At 62.5% G+C, this 22,100-nt stretch carries 21 protein-coding genes; 10 read left to right on the top strand and 11 right to left on the bottom strand.

Annotation, left to right across the window (positions count from 1 at the left end):
• The first annotated feature begins 32 nt into the window (after positions 1-32).
• The 8 genes from J2J99_RS18650 to J2J99_RS18615 all read left to right on the top strand — a co-directional run bounded on the left by J2J99_RS18650 (position 33) and on the right by J2J99_RS18615 (position 9,778).
• Positions 33-1,739 (top strand): methyl-accepting chemotaxis protein, encoded by a 1,707-nt coding sequence (locus J2J99_RS18650; RefSeq protein WP_168296061.1) that lies wholly within the window; start codon positions 33-35, stop codon positions 1,737-1,739.
• A gap of 266 nt (positions 1,740-2,005) precedes the next feature.
• On the top strand, positions 2,006-3,928 hold the full coding sequence (locus J2J99_RS18645) for a HAMP domain-containing methyl-accepting chemotaxis protein (protein ID WP_168296062.1): 1,923 nt from the start codon (positions 2,006-2,008) through the stop codon (positions 3,926-3,928).
• Positions 3,929-3,930: 2 nt separating this feature from the next.
• Entirely contained in the window at positions 3,931-4,407 is a 477-nt protein-coding gene (locus J2J99_RS18640; RefSeq protein ID WP_168296063.1) for a chemotaxis protein CheW, read from the top strand.
• Positions 4,408-4,436: 29 nt separating this feature from the next.
• Positions 4,437-5,294 carry a CheR family methyltransferase gene (locus tag J2J99_RS18635; protein WP_168296064.1) on the top strand — a complete coding sequence of 286 codons (858 nt, stop codon included), beginning with the start codon at positions 4,437-4,439 and terminating at the stop codon, positions 5,292-5,294.
• 133 nt (positions 5,295-5,427) lie between these two features.
• Positions 5,428-6,525 carry a protein-glutamate methylesterase/protein-glutamine glutaminase gene (locus J2J99_RS18630; protein ID WP_168296065.1) on the top strand — a complete coding sequence of 366 codons (1,098 nt, stop codon included), beginning with the start codon at positions 5,428-5,430 and terminating at the stop codon, positions 6,523-6,525.
• Positions 6,526-6,726: 201 nt separating this feature from the next.
• Positions 6,727-7,527, top strand: coding sequence for an inositol monophosphatase family protein (locus tag J2J99_RS18625; RefSeq protein WP_012485142.1), 801 nt, complete (start codon positions 6,727-6,729; stop codon positions 7,525-7,527).
• A gap of 112 nt (positions 7,528-7,639) precedes the next feature.
• Positions 7,640-8,743 carry a MotA/TolQ/ExbB proton channel family protein gene (locus J2J99_RS18620; protein ID WP_168296066.1) on the top strand — a complete coding sequence of 368 codons (1,104 nt, stop codon included), beginning with the start codon at positions 7,640-7,642 and terminating at the stop codon, positions 8,741-8,743.
• Positions 8,744-8,746: 3 nt separating this feature from the next.
• Positions 8,747-9,778 carry a peptidoglycan -binding protein gene (locus tag J2J99_RS18615; RefSeq protein WP_168296067.1) on the top strand — a complete coding sequence of 344 codons (1,032 nt, stop codon included), beginning with the start codon at positions 8,747-8,749 and terminating at the stop codon, positions 9,776-9,778.
• Here J2J99_RS18615 and J2J99_RS18610 read toward each other — a convergent pair whose 3' ends face one another.
• From J2J99_RS18610 to J2J99_RS18590, 5 genes are all read right to left on the bottom strand, one after another.
• Entirely contained in the window at positions 9,779-11,029 is a 1,251-nt protein-coding gene (locus tag J2J99_RS18610) for an RNA polymerase sigma factor (protein ID WP_168296068.1), read from the bottom strand.
• Between the two features lie 7 nt (positions 11,030-11,036).
• Positions 11,037-11,375, bottom strand: a complete 339-nt coding sequence (locus tag J2J99_RS18605; RefSeq protein WP_168296069.1) for a YciI family protein — start codon at positions 11,373-11,375, stop codon at positions 11,037-11,039.
• A gap of 249 nt (positions 11,376-11,624) precedes the next feature.
• A complete protein-coding gene (locus J2J99_RS18600; protein WP_064694384.1) occupies positions 11,625-11,813 on the bottom strand; it encodes a YegP family protein in 189 nt (62 codons plus the stop codon).
• Positions 11,814-11,971: 158 nt separating this feature from the next.
• Positions 11,972-12,964 carry a Bug family tripartite tricarboxylate transporter substrate binding protein gene (locus J2J99_RS18595; RefSeq protein WP_168296070.1) on the bottom strand — a complete coding sequence of 331 codons (993 nt, stop codon included), beginning with the start codon at positions 12,962-12,964 and terminating at the stop codon, positions 11,972-11,974.
• 137 nt (positions 12,965-13,101) lie between these two features.
• Positions 13,102-14,904 carry an ABC transporter transmembrane domain-containing protein gene (locus J2J99_RS18590; RefSeq protein WP_207600933.1) on the bottom strand — a complete coding sequence of 601 codons (1,803 nt, stop codon included), beginning with the start codon at positions 14,902-14,904 and terminating at the stop codon, positions 13,102-13,104.
• A 192-nt stretch (positions 14,905-15,096) separates the two neighbouring features.
• On the opposite strand from J2J99_RS18590, the gene rpmE reads away from it, so the two are divergent.
• A complete protein-coding gene (rpmE, locus tag J2J99_RS18585) occupies positions 15,097-15,318 on the top strand; it encodes a 50S ribosomal protein L31 (RefSeq protein ID WP_003566413.1) in 222 nt (73 codons plus the stop codon).
• A 140-nt stretch (positions 15,319-15,458) separates the two neighbouring features.
• On the opposite strand, the gene rcdA is transcribed toward rpmE, so the two are convergent.
• From rcdA to J2J99_RS18570, 3 genes are all read right to left on the bottom strand, one after another.
• Complete coding sequence (gene rcdA / locus J2J99_RS18580) at positions 15,459-15,974, bottom strand: protease adaptor protein RcdA (protein WP_004679442.1); 516 nt, start codon at positions 15,972-15,974, stop codon at positions 15,459-15,461.
• Between the two features lie 389 nt (positions 15,975-16,363).
• On the bottom strand, positions 16,364-16,555 hold the full coding sequence (locus J2J99_RS18575; RefSeq protein WP_168296071.1) for a DUF1192 domain-containing protein: 192 nt from the start codon (positions 16,553-16,555) through the stop codon (positions 16,364-16,366).
• Positions 16,556-16,707: 152 nt separating this feature from the next.
• Entirely contained in the window at positions 16,708-17,988 is a 1,281-nt protein-coding gene (locus J2J99_RS18570; RefSeq protein WP_168296072.1) for an MFS transporter, read from the bottom strand.
• Positions 17,989-18,161: 173 nt separating this feature from the next.
• Between J2J99_RS18570 and J2J99_RS18565 the strand changes: the two genes are divergently transcribed.
• Complete coding sequence (locus J2J99_RS18565; protein ID WP_012485131.1) at positions 18,162-18,326, top strand: hypothetical protein; 165 nt, start codon at positions 18,162-18,164, stop codon at positions 18,324-18,326.
• 9 nt (positions 18,327-18,335) lie between these two features.
• Here the strand turns inward: J2J99_RS18565 and J2J99_RS18560 are convergent, their stop codons facing one another.
• The 3 genes from J2J99_RS18560 to J2J99_RS18550 form a co-directional block, all read right to left on the bottom strand.
• Positions 18,336-19,259 carry a PhzF family phenazine biosynthesis protein gene (locus J2J99_RS18560; protein WP_168296073.1) on the bottom strand — a complete coding sequence of 308 codons (924 nt, stop codon included), beginning with the start codon at positions 19,257-19,259 and terminating at the stop codon, positions 18,336-18,338.
• Between the two features lie 269 nt (positions 19,260-19,528).
• Positions 19,529-20,554, bottom strand: coding sequence for a class I fructose-bisphosphate aldolase (locus tag J2J99_RS18555; protein WP_168296074.1), 1,026 nt, complete (start codon positions 20,552-20,554; stop codon positions 19,529-19,531).
• 284 nt (positions 20,555-20,838) lie between these two features.
• Entirely contained in the window at positions 20,839-22,041 is a 1,203-nt protein-coding gene (locus J2J99_RS18550) for a phosphoglycerate kinase (RefSeq protein WP_205918744.1), read from the bottom strand.
• Positions 22,042-22,100 lie beyond the last annotated feature (59 nt).

Here is a 22,100-nt window from a genome sequence, read left to right as displayed (position 1 = left end):
CGTCGGATGAATTCAAACTTGGGGGTTTGACGATGCGCTTGACAATAAAGACGAAACTGGTGACGGCGTTCACCTTCATCATTCTGATGCTGGTCGGCACCGCCGCCTATGGTGTTCTCAGCCTTGGATCGCTGAACGACACGATCGACAAGATTCTCTCCGGCCCGGCAGCCCGCCTCGATCTGGCGCAGCAAATCAGCATTGCCCAACTCGAATCCATTCGCCAGCAGAAGAACTTGCTCACCGCGCGCACGGCGGATGAGACGGCCGCTTCGATCGCCAAGGGCAATCAGGCTCGCAAAGACTTCGCCGACGCCTTCAGCCAGGTGCTGGCACTGGCAACGGAAGAAGGCAAGGTGCGCTGGGCACGCATTGCCGAACTATCCAAGACCTTCAGTGCAGCCGACGATCAGATCCGCGAATATGTCAAATCCGGCAATGCCGAAGGCGCAAACAGCATCTCCATCACCACGGCACGGTCCGCTGCCAATGACATCGACGCGACGCTCGGCGAAATCCTGACACTTGAAAAGCAGCGCATGAAAGCGGCCGACGACGGTGCCCAGGCGCAGTATCTGACGACGCGCACAATGATGGTCGCGGTCGCCGTTGTTGCCCTCCTGACTGCGGCTCTTACCGCCTTCTGGATCGCCAACACGATCAGCAAGGGCCTCAAGCGCGCCAACATCGTGGTTCGCGAAGTATCGGAAGGTGATCTGACCAAAATGGCCGATATCACCAGCCATGATGAAATCGGCGAACTTCTCGGCAACGTCAACACGATGATCGAACGCCTGCGCGGTGTCGTCGCCGACGCCTTGTCGGCCGCCGACAACGTCTCTTCCGGCAGCCAGCAGCTTTCGGCAAGTTCGGAGCAGGTATCGCAGGGTGCCAGCGAACAGGCGGCTTCGGCCGAAGAGGCCTCCGCCTCGATGGAGGAGATGGCCGCCAACATCAAGCAGAACGCCGACAATGCCGCCCAGACCGAAAAGATCGCCCGGCAGTCGGCCAAGGATGCGGAAGCGAGCGGCGAGGCGGTGACGCGTGCCGTCGACGCCATGCGCACGATCGCTCAGAAGATCGGCATCGTCCAGGAGATCGCCCGTCAGACCGACCTGCTGGCGCTCAATGCCGCGGTCGAAGCGGCGCGTGCCGGCGAACACGGCAAGGGGTTTGCGGTCGTCGCTTCGGAAGTGCGCAAGCTTGCCGAACGCAGCCAGTCGGCCGCCGCCGAAATCAGCGCGATGTCGAGCGACACGGTCAAGGCTGCAGCCGATGCCGGCGAAATGCTTGGCCGGCTGGTACCCGATATCCGCAAGACGGCCGAGCTGGTTTCCGAGATCAGTGCGGCCTGCCGCGAGCAGGATATCGGAGCTGCCCAGATCAATGAAGCGATCCAGCAGCTCGATAAGGTGACGCAGCAGAATGCCGGCGCCTCCGAACAGATGTCTGCGACCTCGGAAGAGCTCGCGAGCCAGGCGGAGGAACTGCAGACGTCGATCGCCTTTTTCAAGGTCGATACGGCCGGCGCCCGGCCCGACGTCCACAGGGCGCAGCCGAACGCATCGGCGCGGGGGATCAAGGTCTCGGCGGTCGCCCGCAAGCCCGCCCCGCAGGCCCGCAACCAGGGCCGCGGCCAGACGGTTGCGGCTCAGCAGCAGCGCCTCAAAGGCTTTGCTCTCGACATGTCGATGGGCGGCCCGGACGCCGGCGACGACGATTTCAGGGAGAGCGCATAGGCGCTCCCCTGGTGAGAGCGCATAGGCGCTTCGGGCAAGGCGCCCAGGCGTCTTCGCCCCCCATGTGATCCTTCGGGCCGCTCCGTGGCCCGCGGCGGACTATCCCCAACGCGTGTAGGCGTTGGCGCTGCGACCGATAGATGTCCGGCTGCCGGGAAGTGAATGTAATCGCTTTCCCCCTTTCAGACACATCGCTTTGAAGTTCGACGTTCCGTGGACGGGAACGTCTCTATCTAATCGTTTTGGCGCATAGAACGGGGTATCACATGCGTTTCACCATCAAACTCAAACTAGGCCTGGCGTTCGGAATCATGACGCTGCTGCTGATCGGCATCGCAGTCTATGGGACCCTCAGCCTCGGCACTTTGGACGAGGCAAGCGGCAATATGATCGACGGCCCGGTGCGGCGCCTGGAACTGGCGCTGAACACCAATATTGCCGAAGTCAACGCTATCCGCGCGCAGAAGAACGCGCTGCTTTCCACCGATGCCGAGACTGCCGACGGCTTCTACAAGGAAGCCGACCAGAACATGCAGGCCATGCTCGACGCCGTTGATGCCGGCCTTGCCATCGCCAGCGCGGAAGGCAAGCCGCACTGGGAGAAGCTGCGGACGGTCGGCGAGAAATTCCGTGAAAAATCCGCCGAACTGCAACAGCTCGAAGCCAGAGGCGACAAATCAGGTGCGATGGCGCTTTCACTCGGCGACCTCAAGACAATGACCGACGATATGGGCGGTGCTATCGCTGCCCTGACCGAGATCCAGCGCAAGGGTATGCAGGCGACCAACCACGCCAATGACGAGCTCTATGACTCGACCAGGCTTATTCTCGCCTCCGCATCCGGCATCGCAGTGCTTATCGCATTTGGTGCTGCATTGTGGATCACCCTCGGAATCACCAACGGTCTGCGCAAGATCACGACCGTCGCGAACGCCGTAGCAGTCGGCGATCTCAATCAGACGGTCGATGTCAGAACCAATGACGAGATCAAGGATTTGATTAATACGGTCAATGGCATGACCGCCAACCTGCGCTCTACGGCGGCGCTAGCCGACCAGATTGCCATGGGTGACCTGACGACCGATGCCAAGCCGCTCTCCGACAAGGATATGCTTGGCATCGCGATGCAGAGCATGATCGCCAACCTAAGGACCACCGCCCGTATCGCCAATCAAATCGCCAACGGCGATCTGACGGTGTCCCCGAAGCCACTCTCCGATAAGGATGCCTTGGGCCTTGCTCTGGAGCAGATGGTTGACCGCCTGCGCGGTGTCGTCGCCGACGCCTTGTCGGCCGCCGACAACGTCTCTTCCGGCAGCCAGCAGCTTTCGGCAAGTTCGGAGCAGGTATCGCAGGGTGCCAGCGAACAGGCGGCTTCGGCCGAAGAGGCCTCCGCCTCGATGGAGGAGATGGCCGCCAACATCAAGCAGAACGCCGACAATGCCGCCCAGACCGAAAAGATCGCCCGGCAGTCGGCCAAGGATGCGGAAGCGAGCGGCGAGGCGGTGACGCGTGCCGTCGACGCCATGCGCACGATCGCTCAGAAGATCGGCATCGTCCAGGAGATCGCCCGTCAGACCGACCTGCTGGCGCTCAATGCCGCGGTCGAAGCGGCGCGTGCCGGCGAACACGGCAAGGGGTTTGCGGTCGTCGCTTCGGAAGTGCGCAAGCTTGCCGAACGCAGCCAGTCGGCCGCCGCCGAAATCAGCGCGATGTCGAGCGACACGGTCAAGGCTGCAGCCGATGCCGGCGAAATGCTTGGCCGGCTGGTACCCGATATCCGCAAGACGGCCGAGCTGGTTTCCGAGATCAGTGCGGCCTGCCGCGAGCAGGATATCGGAGCTGCCCAGATCAATGAAGCGATCCAGCAGCTCGATAAGGTGACGCAGCAGAATGCCGGCGCCTCCGAACAGATGTCTGCGACCTCGGAAGAGCTCGCGAGCCAGGCGGAGGAACTGCAGACGTCGATCGCCTTTTTCAAGGTCGATACGATGGCTGGGCAGCGCGAGCGCGCGCCGGCCGCAAACGGCACTGCTCGCAGCCAGGTCCAGGCCGCACCGCGCAAAACGGGCGCCAAGGCGTCGGCCAATACGGTCGCCGGCCAGCAGGCGCGGGCGAGGGGTTTTGCTCTCGATCTGTCCATGGGCGGTCCCGATGATGGGGACGTCGAATTCAAGGAAAGCGCCTGATCATGGCTCCAACATCTCTGGAAGCGCAGTTCGTGACCTTCAGCCTCGGCGAGGAGATTTTCGCCGTGCCGGTCGAAGTCGTCCGTGAAATCCTCGACTATGCGGAAGCTTTTAGGATTCCGAATGGTCCCGACTATCTGCTCGGCCTGCGCGATGTGCGCGGGCAGGGCGTGCCGACCATCGATCTTCGATTGAAGCTCGGCATGACGAAGACCGAGCCGACCCCGCATACGCGGGTGCTCGTCCTCGACGTGCCGATGGAAAATCGGCTTCTCACTCTCGGTCTCGTTGCCGACCGCGTCTTCGAGGTCACGCCGTTTCGCCGTGACCAGATCGAGGCGGCGCCCGATATCGGCGTGCGCTGGCGTTCGGACTATATTGCCGGCGTCGTACGCCGTGAAAACGGCTTTGTCGTCATCATCGATCTCGCGCGGCTGCTGTCGCGCGAGGATGCCACTGCACTGCAATCAGCGGCCTGACCGCGCGTCAACCCGGAGTACTGCGTCTTATGAGCATGGTAGCAGCGGTGGAAAGCCAATTGCCGGGCGACCGGATCAGCAAGCGCAATTTCGACAGGCTTGCCCGGTTCATCTACGAGTATAGCGGCATCAAGATGCCGCCGACCAAACTGACGATGCTCGAGGGGCGGCTGAGGCGCCGGCTTCGGGCAACCAATCATGCCACCTTCGACGATTATTGCGACTTCCTGTTCAACCAAGATGGCCTTGCCCAGGAAACCGTCTACCTCATCGACGTGGTGACGACCAACAAAACCGACTTCTTCCGGGAAGCCAAGCATTTCGATTACATGCAGACGGTGGCGCTGCCGGCAATCGCCAATAGCGGCGTCCGCACGATCCGCACCTGGAGCTCGGCCTGCTCGACGGGGGCCGAACCCTATACGATGGCGATGGTGCTGGCGGAATTCGCGGAAGGTCGCAACGACGTCTCCTACAGCGTGCTGGCCACCGACCTTTCCACCGACGTGCTGCAGACGGCGCGCCGGGGCATTTATCCGGAAGACCTGATCGCGCCCGTGCCGCGCGATCTGCAGCGCAAATATGTGCTGGTCGCCAAGCAACTAGGCCGCAGGGAAGTGCGCATCACGCCGAAACTGCGCAGCAGGGTGGGCTTTGCCCGGATGAACCTGATGGACGAGAAATATCCGGTCGGCGACCTGATGAACATTATCTTCTGCCGCAACGTACTGATCTACTTCGACAAGCAGACCCAGGCCGGTGTCCTCAACCGCCTCTGTGATTGCCTGGCGAAGGGCGGCTATATGTTCATCGGCCACTCCGAGTCGATCACCGGCTTCGATCTGCCGCTAAAACAGGTGTCGAATACGGTGTTCCAGCGTATCTAGAGAATGTCCGATTTTCACAGAATCACGAAAATGCCCTATCTCTGTGTCTGCACGCAATTCCCAGGGAAAGCGTCGGCGCTTTTCCGGCAAAACCGCTCACGCACTGTTGCCCGGAATTGCTTGAGGAGCATTCATGCGTAAGAAAATCCGCGTTCTCATCATCGACGACTCCGCCAGCATCCGTCAGACGCTGACGCATGTGCTGGAGCAGGATCCCGATATCGAGATCATGGCGGTTGCCTCCGATCCGTTCGTGGCGGCGCGCAAGCTGCAGGAGGAGGTTCCCGACGTCATCACGCTCGACGTTGAGATGCCGCGCATGGACGGCATCACTTTCCTGCGCAAGCTGATGGCGCAGCGGCCAATCCCTGTCGTGATGTGCTCGTCGCTGACGGAAGCGGGTTCGCAAACGCTGATCCAGGCGCTGGAGGCCGGTGCCGTCGACGTCATTCTGAAATCGAAGATCGGCGCCGCCGACAGCCTTTCCGATGATGCGATACGCATTCGCGAAATCGTCAAGAGCGCCTCGCATGCACGGCTTCCCACCGTCCGCCGCGCCGCCGGAACCGTGCGCTCGGCTTCGGCCAACGGACCGGCCAAGAAGCTGACTGCGGATGCGATGCTGCCGCCGCCGACAGGACGGGCGATGGCGAAGACGACCGAGATGGTCGTCTGCGTCGGCGCCTCCACCGGCGGCACGGAGGCGCTGCGTGAATTTCTGGAGGAATTGCCGGCCAATGCGCCGGGCATGGTGATCGTCCAGCACATGCCGGAAAAATTCACCGACGCCTTTGCCAAGCGGCTGAACGGACTCTGCGAGGTCGAGGTCAAGGAGGCGGTCGACGGCGACCCGGTGCTGCGCGGGCATGTGCTGATCGCGCCTGGCGACAAGCACACGCTGCTTGAACGCCAGGGCGCGCGCTATCATGTCAGCGTCAAGACCGGGCCGCTGGTGTCGCGCCACCGGCCTTCCGTCGACGTGCTCTTTCGCTCGGCGGCGCGGTGCGCCGGCTCGAATGCCATGGGGATCATCATGACCGGCATGGGCGACGACGGCGCGCGCGGCATGCTGGAAATGCATCAGGCCGGCGCCTACACGGTGGCGCAGGACGAGGCGAGCTCGATTGTTTTCGGGATGCCGAAGGAGGCGATCGCCAAAGGCGGCGTCGACCGCGTCTTGCCGCTCGATCAGATCGCTCGCGAAGTGATGTTGACGCAGCAGAAATTCTGAGACCCGTTTTGAGGCGATCCGGCCTGAATATATGCCTGGTCTCCAGGCCCGCAGGCTGCCTTGCGCCCCTCCTCTTGAAATTTCCGTGGTTTTGTGGTCTTGAGGCCGCCAATCTTTGCAGCGCTGCCTGTCATGCATGTTCAGGGACATTTCCCGCCCCTGGCAGCGCGCGTCCCGTATCAGTCCCAAGGAAATGCGCCGATGGCCCGTTCAGCTCTTCTCAATGTCATGGTTCAGGCTGCCCTCAAGGCAGGAAAATCGCTGGGGCGTGATTTCGGCGAAGTGCAAAACCTGCAGGTTTCGGTGAAGGGACCGGGCGACTTCGTTTCCGCCGCCGACCGCAAGGCCGAAAAGATCGTTCGGGAAGAACTGCTCAAGGCGCGCCCGACTTATGGTTTCCTCGGTGAGGAGAGTGAGGAGATCAAGGGCACCGACGGCGCGCATCGCTGGATCGTCGATCCGCTCGACGGCACCACCAACTTCCTGCACGGTATCCCGGCCTTCGCCGTTTCGATCGCGCTCGAACGCAACGGCGAGATCGTCGCGGCCGTCGTGTTCAATCCGGCGACCGACGAACTCTATACTGCCGAGCGCGGCGGCGGCGCCTTCCTCAACGACCGGCGCCTGCGCGTCGCTGCGCGCCGCGTGCTATCAGATTGCGTCATCGGCTGCGGCGTGCCGGCGCTCGGCAAGCGCAATCACGGCAAATTCCTGGTCGAGCTTCGTCACGTGATGGGCGAAGTGGCGGGCATTCGCCGTCTGGGCTCGCCGACGCTTGATCTCGCCTATGTCGCCGCCGGACGTTTCGATGGTTTCTGGGAAGCTGAGCTTGCACCCTGGGACATGGCGGCGGGTATCCTGCTCATCCGCGAAGCCGGTGGCTTTGCCAGCGATTGGGACGGCGGAGCGGCCATTCTGGAGGGTGGCGCGATCGTCGCCGGCAACGAACACATTCACAAGGCGCTGATCGAGGTCATCAAACGACCGATTCCTGCCAAGTAGGCGAGGGAAAACGCGGCTGTTGTAAAGTCACGGTTTTCGCCTCCGGATACTTCAATTCGGCACAATGTTGCTCTAGTCTCCGCCAGCAATGAGTTCGGAGGCTGCTGAACCTATGGAAAATGTAAATGTGGCGGAGATCGGCTCCACCGAAAAGAAGCCCGGCGGTTATGCCTACCGGCTTTCGAGCCCAATGCCCTTCCTCTGGACGATGCTGCTTTTCCTCGTCATCGTCGGGTTCATTGCTGCCATCCTCTTCCGGCAGGCGCAGACCGCCTTCATGCACAATCCCGGCCTCAACGGCCTGATCGTCGGTGTTCTCGCGGTCGGCATCATCCTTGTATTCAATCACGTGCTGGCGCTTCGCCCCGAAGTGCGCTGGTTCAACTCCTTCCGTGCCGCCGGCAGCGCCGACAAGGTCAACCGCAATCCGCGGCTTTTGGCTCCGATGCGGGCACTGATCGGCAATCGCAAGACCTCGTTGGCGCTATCGACGACGGCGCTGCGTTCGATCCTGGATTCGATCGCGACCCGCCTCGACGAATCGCGCGACGTCTCGCGCTACCTGATTGGCCTCCTGGTCTTCCTCGGCCTGCTCGGCACGTTCTGGGGCCTCATCGGCACGATCGGTTCAATCAGCGGTGTCATCCAGTCGCTCGATGCTGGCTCGAACGGCACGGGGGACGTGCTTTCGGCACTGAAGGAGGGGCTGTCCACGCCGCTTTCGGGCATGGGGCAGGCCTTCTCGTCCTCACTGCTCGGCCTTTCCGGTTCGCTCATTCTCGGCTTCCTCGACCTGCAGGCTGGCCGCGCGCAGAACCGCTTCTACATGGAGCTGGAGAATTGGCTCTCCTCCGTTACCGATGTCGGTTCCGATCTTGCGCCGGCGCTCGATGCCGTATCCGGCTCGTCCTCGGAGGACATGCGTGCGCTTTCCGAATATCTGCGCAAGGCCTCCGAAGAGGGCGGTGTCGGCAGCCAGCGCTCGGTCGCCGCCATGGCGAGCCTTGCCGAAGGCATCCAGGGACTCGTCAAGAACATGCGCAACGAGCAGCAGATGCTGCGCGACTGGATCGAGGCGCAGCAGGATGAGGCCAAGGCAATGCGCCGCACGCTCGACCGGCTGGCCGAACGCATCGGCCAGCAGGAGCGGGCCGGTGAGAAAGCCGAACGCCACCGCGAACGCGCAAGCCACACAGAGAAGAGCGAGGGCAAGTAAGCCATGGCTCTTGCCCGCAACCGCCGCCGCGAACGCACGGTCGACTATTGGCCGGGTTTCGTCGATGCCCTGTCGACGCTGCTCATCTCGATCATGTTCGTGCTGACGGTCTTCGTCGTCGGGCAGTTCATTCTCAGCCGCGAGATCACCGGGCGAGACGAGGTGCTCAATCGCCTCAACAGCCAGATCAACGAGCTCACGCAGCTTCTGGCGCTCGAAAAGGGCAGCAACCAGGATCTGCAGGACTCGGTCGCCAATTTGCAGGCTTCGCTTGCCAATGCCGAAGGCGAGCGCTCGCGGCTGCAGGCGCTGCTGAACGCCGGGTCGGGCGGCCAGGATGCCGCTCAAAAGCGGATCGGCGCGATGACGCAGGAGCTCGACGAGCAGAAGCAGGTGAGCCAACGGGCCCTCAGCCAGGTCGAACTGTTGAACCAGCAGATCGCAGCGCTTCGCAGCCAGATCGCCGCCGTCGAAGCAGCCCTTCAGGCCTCGGAGGATAAGGATCGGGTCTCGCAGACCAAGATCGCCGATCTCGGCAGCCGTCTCAACGTTGCGCTCGCCGCCCGCGTGCAGGAGCTGAACCGTTACCGCTCCGACTTCTTCGGCCGCTTGCGCGAGATCCTTTCGGACCGCGAGAATATCCGCATCGTCGGCGACCGCTTCGTTTTCCAGTCGGAGGTGCTGTTTCCCTCGGGCGGCGCCGATCTCAACCCGGAGGGCCAGACGGAGATGGCGAAGCTTGCCGCCGCTCTGCTCGACCTCGCCAAGGAAATTCCGCCTGAGATCAACTGGGTGCTGCGTGTCGACGGTCATACCGACAATGTGCCGCTTGCCGGAACGGGCCGCTATCGCGACAACTGGGAGCTTTCCTCGGCGCGCGCGACATCGGTCGTCAAGTTCCTGATCAGTCAAGGCGTGCCGGCCGACCGGCTCGTTGCCGCCGGCTTCGGCGAGTTCCAGCCGATCGCACCCGGCGATGCGCCGGATGCGCGCGCTACCAACCGTCGCATCGAGCTGAAGCTGACCGAAAAATAATCAGCTTGATAGTGTCCTCCGCGACTCCTCGAGCCTGTCGGCGAGAAAGGCGCGAACGGCGGGACTGTCGCTGAGGCCGATCGCCGTTACATAAGCGTCAGCCGCGGCGGTATTGTCGCCGGCCCGTGCCAGAAGAAAGGCACGCACGGCCCAGTAGGGTTGATAGGCCGCGATGGCGCGTGGATCGATCCTGTTGAGCCGGACGAGGCCTTCGGCGGCGCTTGATGCCCTGCCGATCACCGCCGCTTCGGCGACGCGTGCGCCGAGCGTCGGCTTCATCACCAGCAGCGCGGCATAGAGCGTCGTCAGCGCCTGCCAGTCGGTCGTTCCGGAAAGGCGGCGCGCCGCATGCACGGATTGAATTGCCGCCTGACACTGAAAGGGGCCGAAACGCTCCAGGGCCCCGGCCTTGCGCAGCAGCGCGTCTGCCTCGGCGATCATGATAGCGTTCCAGGTTGCCGTATCCTGCTCGTCCAGCGGCACATATCGATCCTCGCGGCTGCGTCGGGCATTGTGGCGGGCTTCGCAGTGAAGCATCAGCGAGAGGAGGCCCATCGCCTCCGGTTCGTCCGGCAGCACCGTCAGAAGCGCCCGGCCGAGCCAGATCGCTTCGGCGGCGAGCGACTGGTGCGCCTCCTCGCCGTCAAGCCCATCCCAACCGAGGCCGTAGGCGGCATAGATCGCCGACAGTACGGCGGCCAGCCGCTCCGGCAGGGTGGCGCGAGGCGGAACAGTGAAGGGAATACCGGCATCCCGGATCTTCACCTTGGCCCGCACCAGCCGCTGGCTTATGGCTTGCGGCGAAACGACGAAGGCCCGTGCGATGGTTCTTGCCTCGATGCCGAGAACCGTCTGCAGCATCAGCGCCGTATGCACGGAGCTGTCGATGGCAGGGTGGGTACAGGCAAACAGCAGCTTCAGCCGCTCATCGGGAAAAACGGAATTGCCGGCCTCGTTCATGCGCTCCTCCACTTCTTCGAGGGCGAGCGATATCGTCGTTTGTGCGTTGGCCTCGACGGTCCGGTGGCGGGCCGCCTGCATGAGGTTGCGGCGCGCCGCCACCAGCAGCCAGGCCTCTGGCTTATCGGGAATGCCGCGCTCCGGCCAGACGCGCAGGGCCGAAGCCAGCGCCTCCGACAATGCGTCTTCCGCCGCCGGCACGTCCCGCGAGCGGGCCGCGAGAAAGGCGATCAGCTTGCCATAGGACTGACGCGCCACCTGCTCGGCGGCGCGTCCGGCGTCGGGCGGCATCAATGCCTCACATTTGCAGCCGCGGGCGCACCTCGACCGAACCCTTGTCGGAGATTGGAACACGGGTCGCCCATTCGAGCGCGGTGTCCATGTCCGCGACCTCGATCAGATAGAAGCCCCCGAGCTGTTCCTTGCCTTCCGGATAGGGACCGTCCTGGACATCGTGATCCTCGCCCTTTCGGCGCACGATCGTGCCGGTTTCAGGGGCCGTCAGACCGGCGCCGCCGGTCATGATCCCGGCCTGGGCTAGCGCCTTGCTGTAGGCGACCCAGCCATCCCGATAAGCCGGGTCGCTGCGGCGGGCGAAATCCTCGGCGGCTTCGCGAATAATGAGAGCATATTGCATGGGAAACTCCTGATCTCGTTGTTGGCTTTGCTCCAGGCGACCGAAGAAAGCCGTCTAGCCTGGTGGAGCGGCTCAGCCGTCCAGGACAATGAGGCGCGATCGCCGCTCGTTTCGACATGCTTTGAAAAAATAATTGAAAGGAAAAACCGCGGCGGACATTCAAAGCAGGTGAGGCGGGCCTCAAAGACACCGGCGCCGCTCAAAGGCGCAGAAAAGCAGGGCGGCTTGACGCCGCCCATGCCGTACCGCTCAGGCTTCGGCCTTAGTCTGGTCGACGATTTCGGCGCCGGAGGTATTCTTCTTGATGGATTCGATGGCATTCAGGGCCGACGCCTTCGCCTTGTAGCCTTCGGAACTGAACATGGTTTCCCCGTTTGATGCCTTGAAGCGGAAACGGAACTCGCCTGATTTATCCTTGTAGACTTCGAATTTGTACATGGATGTCTCCCGAAACGCTGAATTGCACCATCAGCATCGAGGAGGCTAGATCAAAATGGCAAGCTTTTCCACTACCTTAATGAGAATCGGGCTGCCCGGCGCTGGATTGTGGTTCGCCGAATGCAGGCCCAAGAGATATCCGGACACACGTCCAGGCGTCATTCCATCTGGATGTTCGCGCCCTTGACGACTGGCCCCCATTTGGCGAGCTCGGCCTTCACATGGGCGGCGAGTTCTTCGGGCGTCGAGCCGACAATGGTGGCACTGAATTCCTTCATGCGTTCGGCGACGGCGGGGTCGGCGAGCGCCTTCTTGGCCGAGGCGTTGAGGCGCAAGACCACCTCGTTCGGCGTTTTGGCCGGAGCGAAGAGAGCATTCCAGGTGTAGGTCTCATAACCCGGAATTCCCGACTCCGCGATCGTCGGAATGTCGGGGAAGGAGGGTGCGCGCGCAGCCGTCGTCACCGCCAGCGCCCGCAGCGTGCCCGCCTTGATGTGGCTGGACGACGAGGGCAGGTTGTCGAACATGATCGGCACCTGATTGCCGATGACGTCGTTCAAGGCCGGGCCGGCGCCCTTGTAGGGGATGTGCTGCATGCTGACCCCGGCCATGCTCTTGAACAGTTCACCGGAAAGATGCAGCGGCGTGCCATTGCCCGACGAGGCGTAGCTGTATTTATCGGGTTCGGCCTTCAGCAGCGCGATCAGTTCCGCCACGGTCTTTGCCGGCAGTTCCGGATTGACGACGAGCACGTTCGGCACGATGACGAGCAGCGAAACCGGCGCGAAATCCTTCTCGGGATCATAGGGTGTCGATTTGAGGATCAGCGGATTGAGCGCGTGGGTCGCGACGGTGCCCATCAGGATGGTGTAACCATCGGGGTCGGCCCGGGCGACGTTGCCGGCGCCGAGATTGCCGCCGGCTCCGGCGACGTTCTGGACGATCACCTGCTGGCCGAGATCTTCCGACATCTTCTGCGCGACGATACGGGCGACGACATCGGTCGAGCCGCCGGCCGCGAAGGGCACGACCATGGTGATCGCACGATCGGGAAAATCCGCAGCGCCGGCAGACGCGCCGAGCGCAAGAGCCGCAAGCACGCCGAAGCCGAGCGCAAGGCTCGTCCGTCGCTTCATGTTGGAAAGCGCCATTCCTATCTCCTCCCAAGGATTTCAACAGTCATCCCCTACCCAGGGCATGAAGAGGGTAGGGCGGAAGATGCGAAAGACAACCGCAGGAGGCGGCAGGGTTTTCAGACTTTCGTCGCGGGTTGAAGGAAAAGCGCCGGCTATTTCGCCGGGGCGAGCACGTCCTCGTTGGCGGCATCGAATTGCAGCCGCGCGAGGCGGGCGTAGATGCCGCCTTGGCGGATCAGGCTCTGATGCGTACCTTCCTCGATGACGCGGCCCTGGTCCATGACCAGAATGCGGTCGGCTTTCAGCACGGTTGCCAGACGATGGGCGATGACGAGTGTCGTGCGGCCATCGACCAGGCCGTCGAGCGCCTTCTGTACCAGCGTCTCGCTTTCGGCATCGAGCGCCGAGGTGGCCTCGTCGAGCAGCAGCAGGGGCGCGTTCTTCAGGATGGCGCGGGCGATGGCGATGCGCTGGCGCTGGCCGCCTGAGAGGGTGACGCCGCGTTCACCGACCTCGGTCTCGTAGCCCTTGTCCAGCCGGGCGATGAATTCGTCGGCCTGGGCGGCAATCGCCGCAGCGCGAACCTCATCGGGCGAGGCGCCGGGCCGGCCGAAGGCGATGTTGGCGTGGATCGAAGCGGCGAAGATGGTGACGTCCTGCGGCACGATGGCGATGCGCTGGCGCAATTCGTCCGGTGTCGTCAGCCGGGCGTCGACGCCGTCGATGGTGACGGAGCCCTGCTGCGGGTCGTAAAAGCGCAGCAGCAGCGAGAAGACGGTGCTCTTGCCGGCGCCTGACGGGCCGACGATGGCGACGGTTTCGCCGGGCGCGATCGCAAAGCTCAAGCCATGCAAGGCCGATTTGCCGGGGCGCGAGGGATAGGCGAAATGCACGCCGGAAAATTCGACGCGACCACGGCTGGGCGAGGGCAGGGCTTCCGGGCTGGCGGGGGCGGCGATCGGGGAGACCTCGTCAAGAAGCTCGGTCAGCCGGTCGGCAGCGCCGGCCGCCTGCGAGAGCTCGCCCCACACCTCGGACAGCGCGCCGAGCGACCCGGCGGCGATGACGGCGTAGAGCAGGAACTGACCGAGCGTGCCGGCCGAAAGCGTGCCGGCAAGGACGCTGTGGGCGCCGACCCAGAGCACGGCGACAACGCTGCCGAAGATCAGCGTGATGGCGATGCCGGTCAGCAAGGCGCGCGAGCGGATGGCGGCGCGGGCGGCCTCATAGGCCGATTCAACGGCGCCGCCGTAACGCGTCGCTGCGGCGTCCTCGCCGTTGAAGGCCTGAACCGTGCGGGTCGCGGCGATCGTCTCGTTGGCGAAGGTGGAAGCTTCGGCAAGGGTCTCCTGGGCGGCGCGGGAACGCCTGCGCACCGAGCGGCCGAAGGCGACGAGCGGGAAGACGATCAGCGGGATTGCTCCGATGACGAGGCTCGAAAGTTTCGGCGAGGTGACGACCATCATGCCCATGGCGCCTAGACAGAGGATGAGATTCCTGAGCGCCACCGAGGCGGTGGCGCCGACGGCGGACTTGATCTGCGTCGTGTCGGCCGTCAGCCGCGAGACGATTTCGCCGGACTGGTTGACGTCGAAGAAGGAGGGCGACAGCCGCGTTACATGGGCAAAGACGTCGCGGCGAAGGTCGGCGACGATGCGCTCGCCGATGGTAATGACGAAATAGTAGCGCAGCGCGCTGGCAATCGCGAGCACGATGGCCATGACCATCAGCATGGCGAAGTAGCTGTTGATGAAGCGGCCGTCGGACTGGGTGAAGCCGTGGTCGATCATGCGGCGCACGGCGAGAGGCAGCGCCAGTGAGGTGATGGCAGCAAGCGCCAGGGAAACGAGCGCTCCGGCCACCATGCCGCGATAGCGCATGAGGTAAGGCGCTAGCCGCCCAAGCGGATGCAGCGACCGCCTTTTGTTTTCCACAGCCTGTGCCTGTTCTGCCAAATCATCTCCGATCGCCGCGAGGACCCGCTAATGCGGCCTGTTGGCTCTTGTTATCCCGGCGTCCTTCATGTATAGGCACGCCATCCTAATGGGAAGCCGTAGCCATCACGACTGCGGCTTCATTTATTCAATCGGTTCGGTGGCCGCAACTGCATGCGGCAATTTGAACTCCGGTATCGCAGGAAGATTGTTATGAAGGCAGGCATCCATCCCGACTATCACATGATCAAGGTAGTCATGACCGATGGCACCGAATACGAAACCCGCTCGACCTGGGGATCGGAAGGCGCTGTCATGAACCTCGAAATCGATTCCAAGTCGCACCCGGCCTGGACCGGCGGCAACCAGCAGCTCATGGACCGTGGTGGCCGCGTTTCCAAGTTCAACAAGCGTTTCGGCGGCCTCGGCCTCTAATCGCTTCTGCTCGACGGAATTCGAAGAGAGCCCGGTTCTGCCGGGCTTTTTTTGCGTTTGCGAGGGGCGGGGTTACCCGGCAATAAAAAACCGGCTGCGCTGTGCGCAGCCGGTTTGAAATGGAATTCTCTCAGATCCGCTCAGTTGTTGCCGAAGGCCGTCTGAAGTAGAGAAAGCTGCGCCTGGACGCTGTTCTGATTGTCATGGACGATCACCGCTTCGGCCGGGCGATAGATTTCGCGGTCGAGCAGGGCGATGCGGTTCTGCAGGCGCAGCGAGCGCTCGACGAGGTCGCGGAAGGATTCCGGCAGATCACCCCAGCCCGGCGCGGCGCGGTCGACGTTGAAGCCGTCGAGGCGAACCTTGTTCTTCTCGGCCAATACCTGATCGCGGGACATCTCGCCGTTGTTGACCGCGCGCTGCAGCAGCAGCCAGGAGGCCATCTGCATCAGGCGGGTGGTCAGCCGCATCGATTCCGCGGCGTAGAGCACGGACGCCATGCGCGGCAGAACCTTGGAGGCTGCGCGGCCCTGGCCGTCGAGATAGGCGGCGGTCTCTTCGACCAGCGACATGCCTTCGGCATAAAGCGCCTTGAATTGCGAGGATGCAGCCGCGCGGCCCGCAAAACTGATCGTGTTCAATCCAACTTCCGACATCGCAATAGTCCCTGTTGCACGCAGCTACTTATGGTCAGGTAACGCCGGGGTTGACGGAAAAGTTTCCGCGTCCGGTCTTTATGACTTTAAGATGGTATCATTAGCGCAAATGCGCAAGCCGTTTCTTAAGAAAGGGTTAATCTCCACAGTTTCATGGAAATGCGCCGGCCGCAGCAAAAAGAAGAGCCGCAAAAGCGGCTCTCAAGGTAAAACAGGGAGAAAAATCAGACCAATTCACCGCATGGAAAACTGTCTGAGACCCAGAGGAAATCTGGATGAATATAGTAATACCTTATAAAGCTTAATATTATATTAACATTGTGCCGAATGAAGACTTGAGGTTGGCTCATTTTCTAGCCATGGTCTTGTTTTTTGACGCTTTTGCCGGGTCATGATCGGAAGAAGCTTTCCGCCGCCTGTCGTCCGGAGGCCTTGCGAGTAGCCTCGGCCTCCAGGCGGATGATCTCGGTCTTCAGCAGCTCGACCCGCGCCTTCAGCTCGTCCACTGAAAGCATCGAGAGATCGGCGCCGATCTCATGGGCGGTTTTCTGCTGCGGCCGGTCGTCATCGATATAGCTCATCGGTTCTCCTCCTTTTGCTGCAGGCAGCATGATGGCGAAAAATACGGGCGATACGGAAGGGAAATTTAGGCCGATCCGGCCTAACCCACCCCTGTCCTGAGCGTCCCGTTCATGAGGCACGGAAAAGTCCGCAGCGCAGTCTTGCGGGACGCCTATCCGAACTTTACAGCAGGATCGCCGCTTTCGGGAGACTTGCCGGTGCCGCGATCGGCCAGCGACATGCTTTCCGGCGTCAGCATCGGCGATGTGCCGGTCGGGATTGTCGTATAGGCATCGCGGTCGCTGGCCGGGACGGCAGCGCGGATCCGGCTTCTGATAATGGCATACCCGGTAATCAGCACATGGGCGACGGCAGTGACCAGGAAAAGCGCGTGCGGGGTGATCGCCGACATCACGGGGCCGCCGAGCGTAGGGCCGATGACGGTCCCGATGCCGTAGAGCAGCAGCAGGCCGCCGGAGACCTTAACGAAATCCTCCGATGCCGCGAAGTCGTTCGCGTGAGCGACGGCAATTGGGTAGAGCGTATTGGCCACCGCGCCGTACAGGACAACCAGCCCGATCAGCAAGGCGGGCGATGTCGGGTGGAGCATGAAGATCAGCAGGCCGGCGAAGGCGGCGATCGCCGACATGGCGGCGAGCACGTAACGCCGGTCGATACGATCGGAGAGTCGGCCGGCCGGCAGCTGCATCATGGCGCCGGCGAAGATGGTGGCGCTCATCATGACGGCGATGCTGGTATCGGAAAGGCCGGCGCCGGCGCCGAAGACGGCGCCCAGCGTGCCATAGGCGCCGTTGGCGATGCCGACGAGCAAGATACCGAGGCAGGAGACGGGCGAATTGCGGTAAAGCGCCGGCAGATCGAGGCGTACAGCCTTCAGCGGCTGCGGCGAGGCGGCGGTCGAAAGCGTGGTCGGCAGCATGGCGATGCAATAGAAGATGCCGCAGATCATGAACAGCACCGGGGTGCGTACATCCTCGAGAGGGATCATCATCTGACCGCCGACGACGCCGAGCAATGTGATGCCGATATAGAGCGAGAAGATCGCACCGCGGCTCTCGTTGCTGGCGCGCTCGTTCAGCCAGCTTTCGATGATCATCGATGTGCCGGCGGTGGAGAAGCCGGTGACGGCGCGCAGGACCACCCACCAGACCGGATGGATGATGATGCCGCTCACCAGCGCTATGATGGCGATAATCGAGATGAAGCCGGAGAAGGCACGAACATGGCCGACGCGGCGCACCAATTTCGGCGCCACCAGGCAGCCGATGACGAAGCCAGCCGCCCACGAGGTGCCAAGCAGGCCGAGCGTCGTCGTTGCATAGCCTTCGAGATTGCCACGCACGGGGAGCAGGATGCCCTGCAGGCCGTTGCCCATGAAAAGGAAGAGCGTGCCAAAGAGCAACGCGGCGACGGACAACAGATTTCTCTTCATTTCCCCAGACTCGGTCTCAGCGATTGTAAACGGACATAAGGCAAGACCTGCGTCTGGCCAGCCTCAAGATGATTGATTGTGCCCCGGAATATCTTTACGGCGTGTCGAGGCCCTCTTGTTCGCGCGGAAAAATGTCCGTCCTGTGACATTCCGAAAAATGGAAAAAATAAAGCATGACAAAGCTGATAGCCTTGCTGCTCATCCTTGCCATGGCGATACAAGTGATCAAGCCGCTCGGCTTTCCCGGCCTCCGGCGGCGCATGGATTTCTGGAAGATCGCGCTCATCGCTTTCGGCGTCTGGGCGCTGGCGCTGCTGTCGCGCGATTTCCTGATGTAGCCCGGATCATCAGCCTTGCAGGATGATTTCTCCGCGCATGACGGCAACGCATCTTCCGGAGACGACGACATCGGTGACGATCCCGCCGGATTTCGCGACATCGAGGGCAATGATACTGCGGCGGCCCATTTCGACGCCTTGTTCGATGGTGATGCGGACATTCATATCGGCCGCCGGCGCAAGCGAGACGAGATAGGCGCCGAGGGCGGCCGAAGCGCTGCCGGTTGCCGGATCCTCGGGCACGTTGTCGAGGGGCGCGAACATGCGGCCGCGAATATTCCATGGATTCTCGGCCGACCTGGCATAGACAAAGAGCGAGAAGTCGTGACCGCTCGTCGTCTGGCGGCCTGCGGCTGCCTGAAATCCGGCCAGGTTCGGGCGGGCGGCGGCCAGGGCTTCGAGTCCCTTCAATTCGGCGACGGCGAAGTTCAGGCCGACCGAGGCAAAGACCGGCGCGTGAGTAGTGGCGACGATGACGCCCGGATCGAGCGAGATGCAATGGGCGACGGTTTCCTCGGTAATGGTTTCGCCGATCGTCAACGGCTGCGGCGCGCGGATGGCAGCGGCTTCAATCTGTCCGCCGTTGCGTTTCAGGTCGACTTCGACGATGCCGGCCCTTTCCTCGAAGCGCAACGTCTCGCCGACCGGCCTGCCGAAGAGTTCCGCCTGCTGGCCGAGCACGTAGGCGGTGCCGACATTCGGATGGCCGGCGAAGGGGATTTCCATCGTCGGGGTGAAGATGCGCACGCGGGCCGAATTCCGCGGATCTTCCGGCGGCAGAACGAAGGTGACTTCGGAATAGTTGAACTCGGTGGCGATCCTCTGCATCGCCACATCGCTCAGGCCGCGCGCATCGCAGATCACGGCAAGCGGATTGCCCTCGAAACGCGTGGAGGTGAAGACATCGACGGTGACGTAGGAAATGGTGTCCATAGCGGCTCCTGTAGTGGCGGGCCGCTATGAGTAAGCATGGTTCTTAAGGGGATGAAGCGGTTTCTTGTCGCCGTGACAAATGAGAGGGCAAGCGTCTTACGCGGCCGCATTTATTGTCCACGCAACTTCCCCGGTGTCCATGGGGAGAACGGCTCCTCTCCAGCCTCCTCATTCCTGTGCCCGTCACGGGAAACCAGCCACGGCGAGTCGCGAGAGGATTGACGGGAGCGGCAATGGCTGCTGCTCCCGCCTCAAATCCAAGTCCAAAATCAGGCGGCCTGTTCCAGGTCTTTCTTCCAGCTGCCCTTGGCGGCGAGGCTGTTCATCTCGGCGCGGTGGGTGAATTCGCGCTGGCCGGCGGCGATATTCTCCGGCTTGCCGTTCCAGGCCTTGAGGGCGCTGTCCTGCAGGGCGCGGCCGTAGGAGAAGGTGACAAGCCAGGGCAGGTCGGCGGTGGCGTTGATGGCGGAAAGATGGGCGGTCGCCTCTTCCGTGGTCTGGCCGCCGGAAAGGAAGGCGATGCCGGGAACCGCAGACGGAACCGTGCGCTTCAGCACCTGGACGGTGCGCACGGCAACTTCTTCGACCGATGCCTTGCGGGCGTTCTTGCCGTCGATGACCATGTTCGGCTTCAGGATCATCCCTTCGAGGCTGACGCGAGCTTCGGCCAGTTCCTCGAAAACGATGCGCAGAGTTGATTCAGTCACTTCGGCGCAGCGGTCGATATTGTGGTCACCCGGCTTGCCGTCCATCAGGCATTCCGGCTCGACGATCGGCACGATCTTGGCTTCCTGGCAGAGAGCGGCATAGCGGGCGAGCGCCTGAGCGTTGGCGCGAACCGAGCCGCGGGTCGGTAGCGTCGAGGAGATGGCGATGACGCCGCGCCACTTGGCGAAACGGGCGCCGGCTTCATAATATTTGGCAAGGCGTTCGCCGAGGCCGTCGAGGCCTTCGGTGATGGTTTCGCCGGGGAATTTGGCCATCGGCTTGGCGCCGGTATCGACCTTGATGCCGGGAATGGAACCGGCTGCGCGGATGATGTCGACGAAAGGCGTGCCGTCGGCGGCCTTTTGGTAGAGCGTCTCTTCGAAAAGGATGACGCCGGAGATATACTTCTTCATCGCCTCATCGGAGCGGAAGAGCATCTCGCGGTAGTCGCGGCGGCTCGTCTCGGTCGATTCGAGATTGATCGTGTCGAAACGCTTCTTGATGGTGGAGGTCGATTCGTCAGCCGCAAGCAGTCCCCGGCCGCCCGCAACCATCTGCACTGCAATGTCTTCCAGTTGTTCGCTCATTCGATCTCTCCACAGCGTTAAACATCGGCGGTTTAAGAATATAGGACGGCGATAACAGAAGTTTATAGGGAGGAAAATGGAAGGCTAAGTCATTGAAACGATTGAAATCAATTCAATCGTTTGAAAAAATGGGAATATTTTCAACTCTTGAGCAAAAGACCGCAGAAGGGTTCTCGCCACCGCGGTCTATCCACATGTAAAACCTGCAAAATTGCGTTTGCGGCGCCGCACCGTCTATTGCAAGTGCGACACCGCATGCGTTTTTCGCGCCAAGGCACTCGGTCTTAGCCGGCGGCGCTGAGGACGGCTACGCCGGGAAGTTCCTTGCCTTCCATCCATTCGAGGAAGGCGCCGCCGGCGGTCGAGACATAGGTGAAGTCGTCGGCAACGCCGGCATGGTTGAGCGCCGAGACGGTGTCGCCGCCACCGGCAACCGAGGTGAGCTTTCCGGCTATAGTGCGCTGCGCGGCGTATTTCGCGGCAGCGACCGTTGCGGCGTCGAAGGGCTCGATTTCGAAGGCGCCGAGCGGACCGTTCCAGACGAGCGTTGCGGCGCGCTCGATCCAGGTGTTGATCGCCTCGACCGATTTCGGGCCGACGTCGAGCACCATGGCATCGGCGGGAATGACGTTGATATCGACCGTCTCGTTGGCGGCCCCCGCCTTGAATTCGCGCGCAACGACGCCGTCCTCCGGGAGGATGATGGCGCAGCCGGCGGTCGCCGCCTCGATCATGATCTGCTTGGCCGTCTCGGCAAGATCATGCTCGCAGAGCGACTTGCCGACATTGGTGCCGCGGGCGGCGATAAAGGTGTTGGCCATGCCGCCGCCGATGACGAGGGCGTCGACCTTCTTTACGAGGTTCATCAGGAGGTCGATCTTGGTCGAAACCTTGGCGCCGCCGACAATTGCGACCACCGGGCGGGCCGGGGCGCCGAGCCCCTTTTCCAGCGCTTCCAGTTCGGCCTGCATGGTGCGGCCGGCATAGGCGGGCAGGTGATGGGCAAGACCCTCGGTCGAGGCATGGGCGCGGTGGGCGGCGGAAAAGGCGTCGTTGACATAAATATCGCCGTTGGCGGCAAGCGCCTTGGTGAAGTCGGGGTCGTTTTTTTCTTCGCCCTTGTGGAAGCGGGTGTTTTCCAGAAGCAGGATATCACCGCCATTCATCGCGGCGACGGCGGAGGCGGCGGCCTCGCCGATGCAGTCGGAGGCCGTCGCCACGGCGTGATCGAGCACTTCCTCGACGGAAGGGGCGATCAGCGACAGCGACAGATCCGGCGAAGGGCCATCCTTCGGCCGGCCGAAATGGGCGAGCAGGATCACCTTGGCGCCCTTGTCGGACAATTCGAGGATCGTCGGCGCCACACGCTCGATGCGCGTCGTATCGGTGACCTTGCCATCCTTGACCGGAACGTTGAGGTCGACGCGGACGAGCACGCGCTTGCCGCTGATGTCGGAAAGATCGTCGAGGGTCTTGAATGCGGGCATGGGGAGGATCCAGTCTTGGTTGGCGGAAGTTGCGCCGACCATAGCAAGGATCATTTCAG

The organism is Rhizobium binae, from assembly GCF_017357225.1.
GTDB lineage: Bacteria > Pseudomonadota > Alphaproteobacteria > Rhizobiales > Rhizobiaceae > Rhizobium > Rhizobium binae.
The sequence above is the reverse complement of the archived record's forward strand: the minus strand, read 5'-3'. Positions and strand labels throughout refer to the sequence as shown.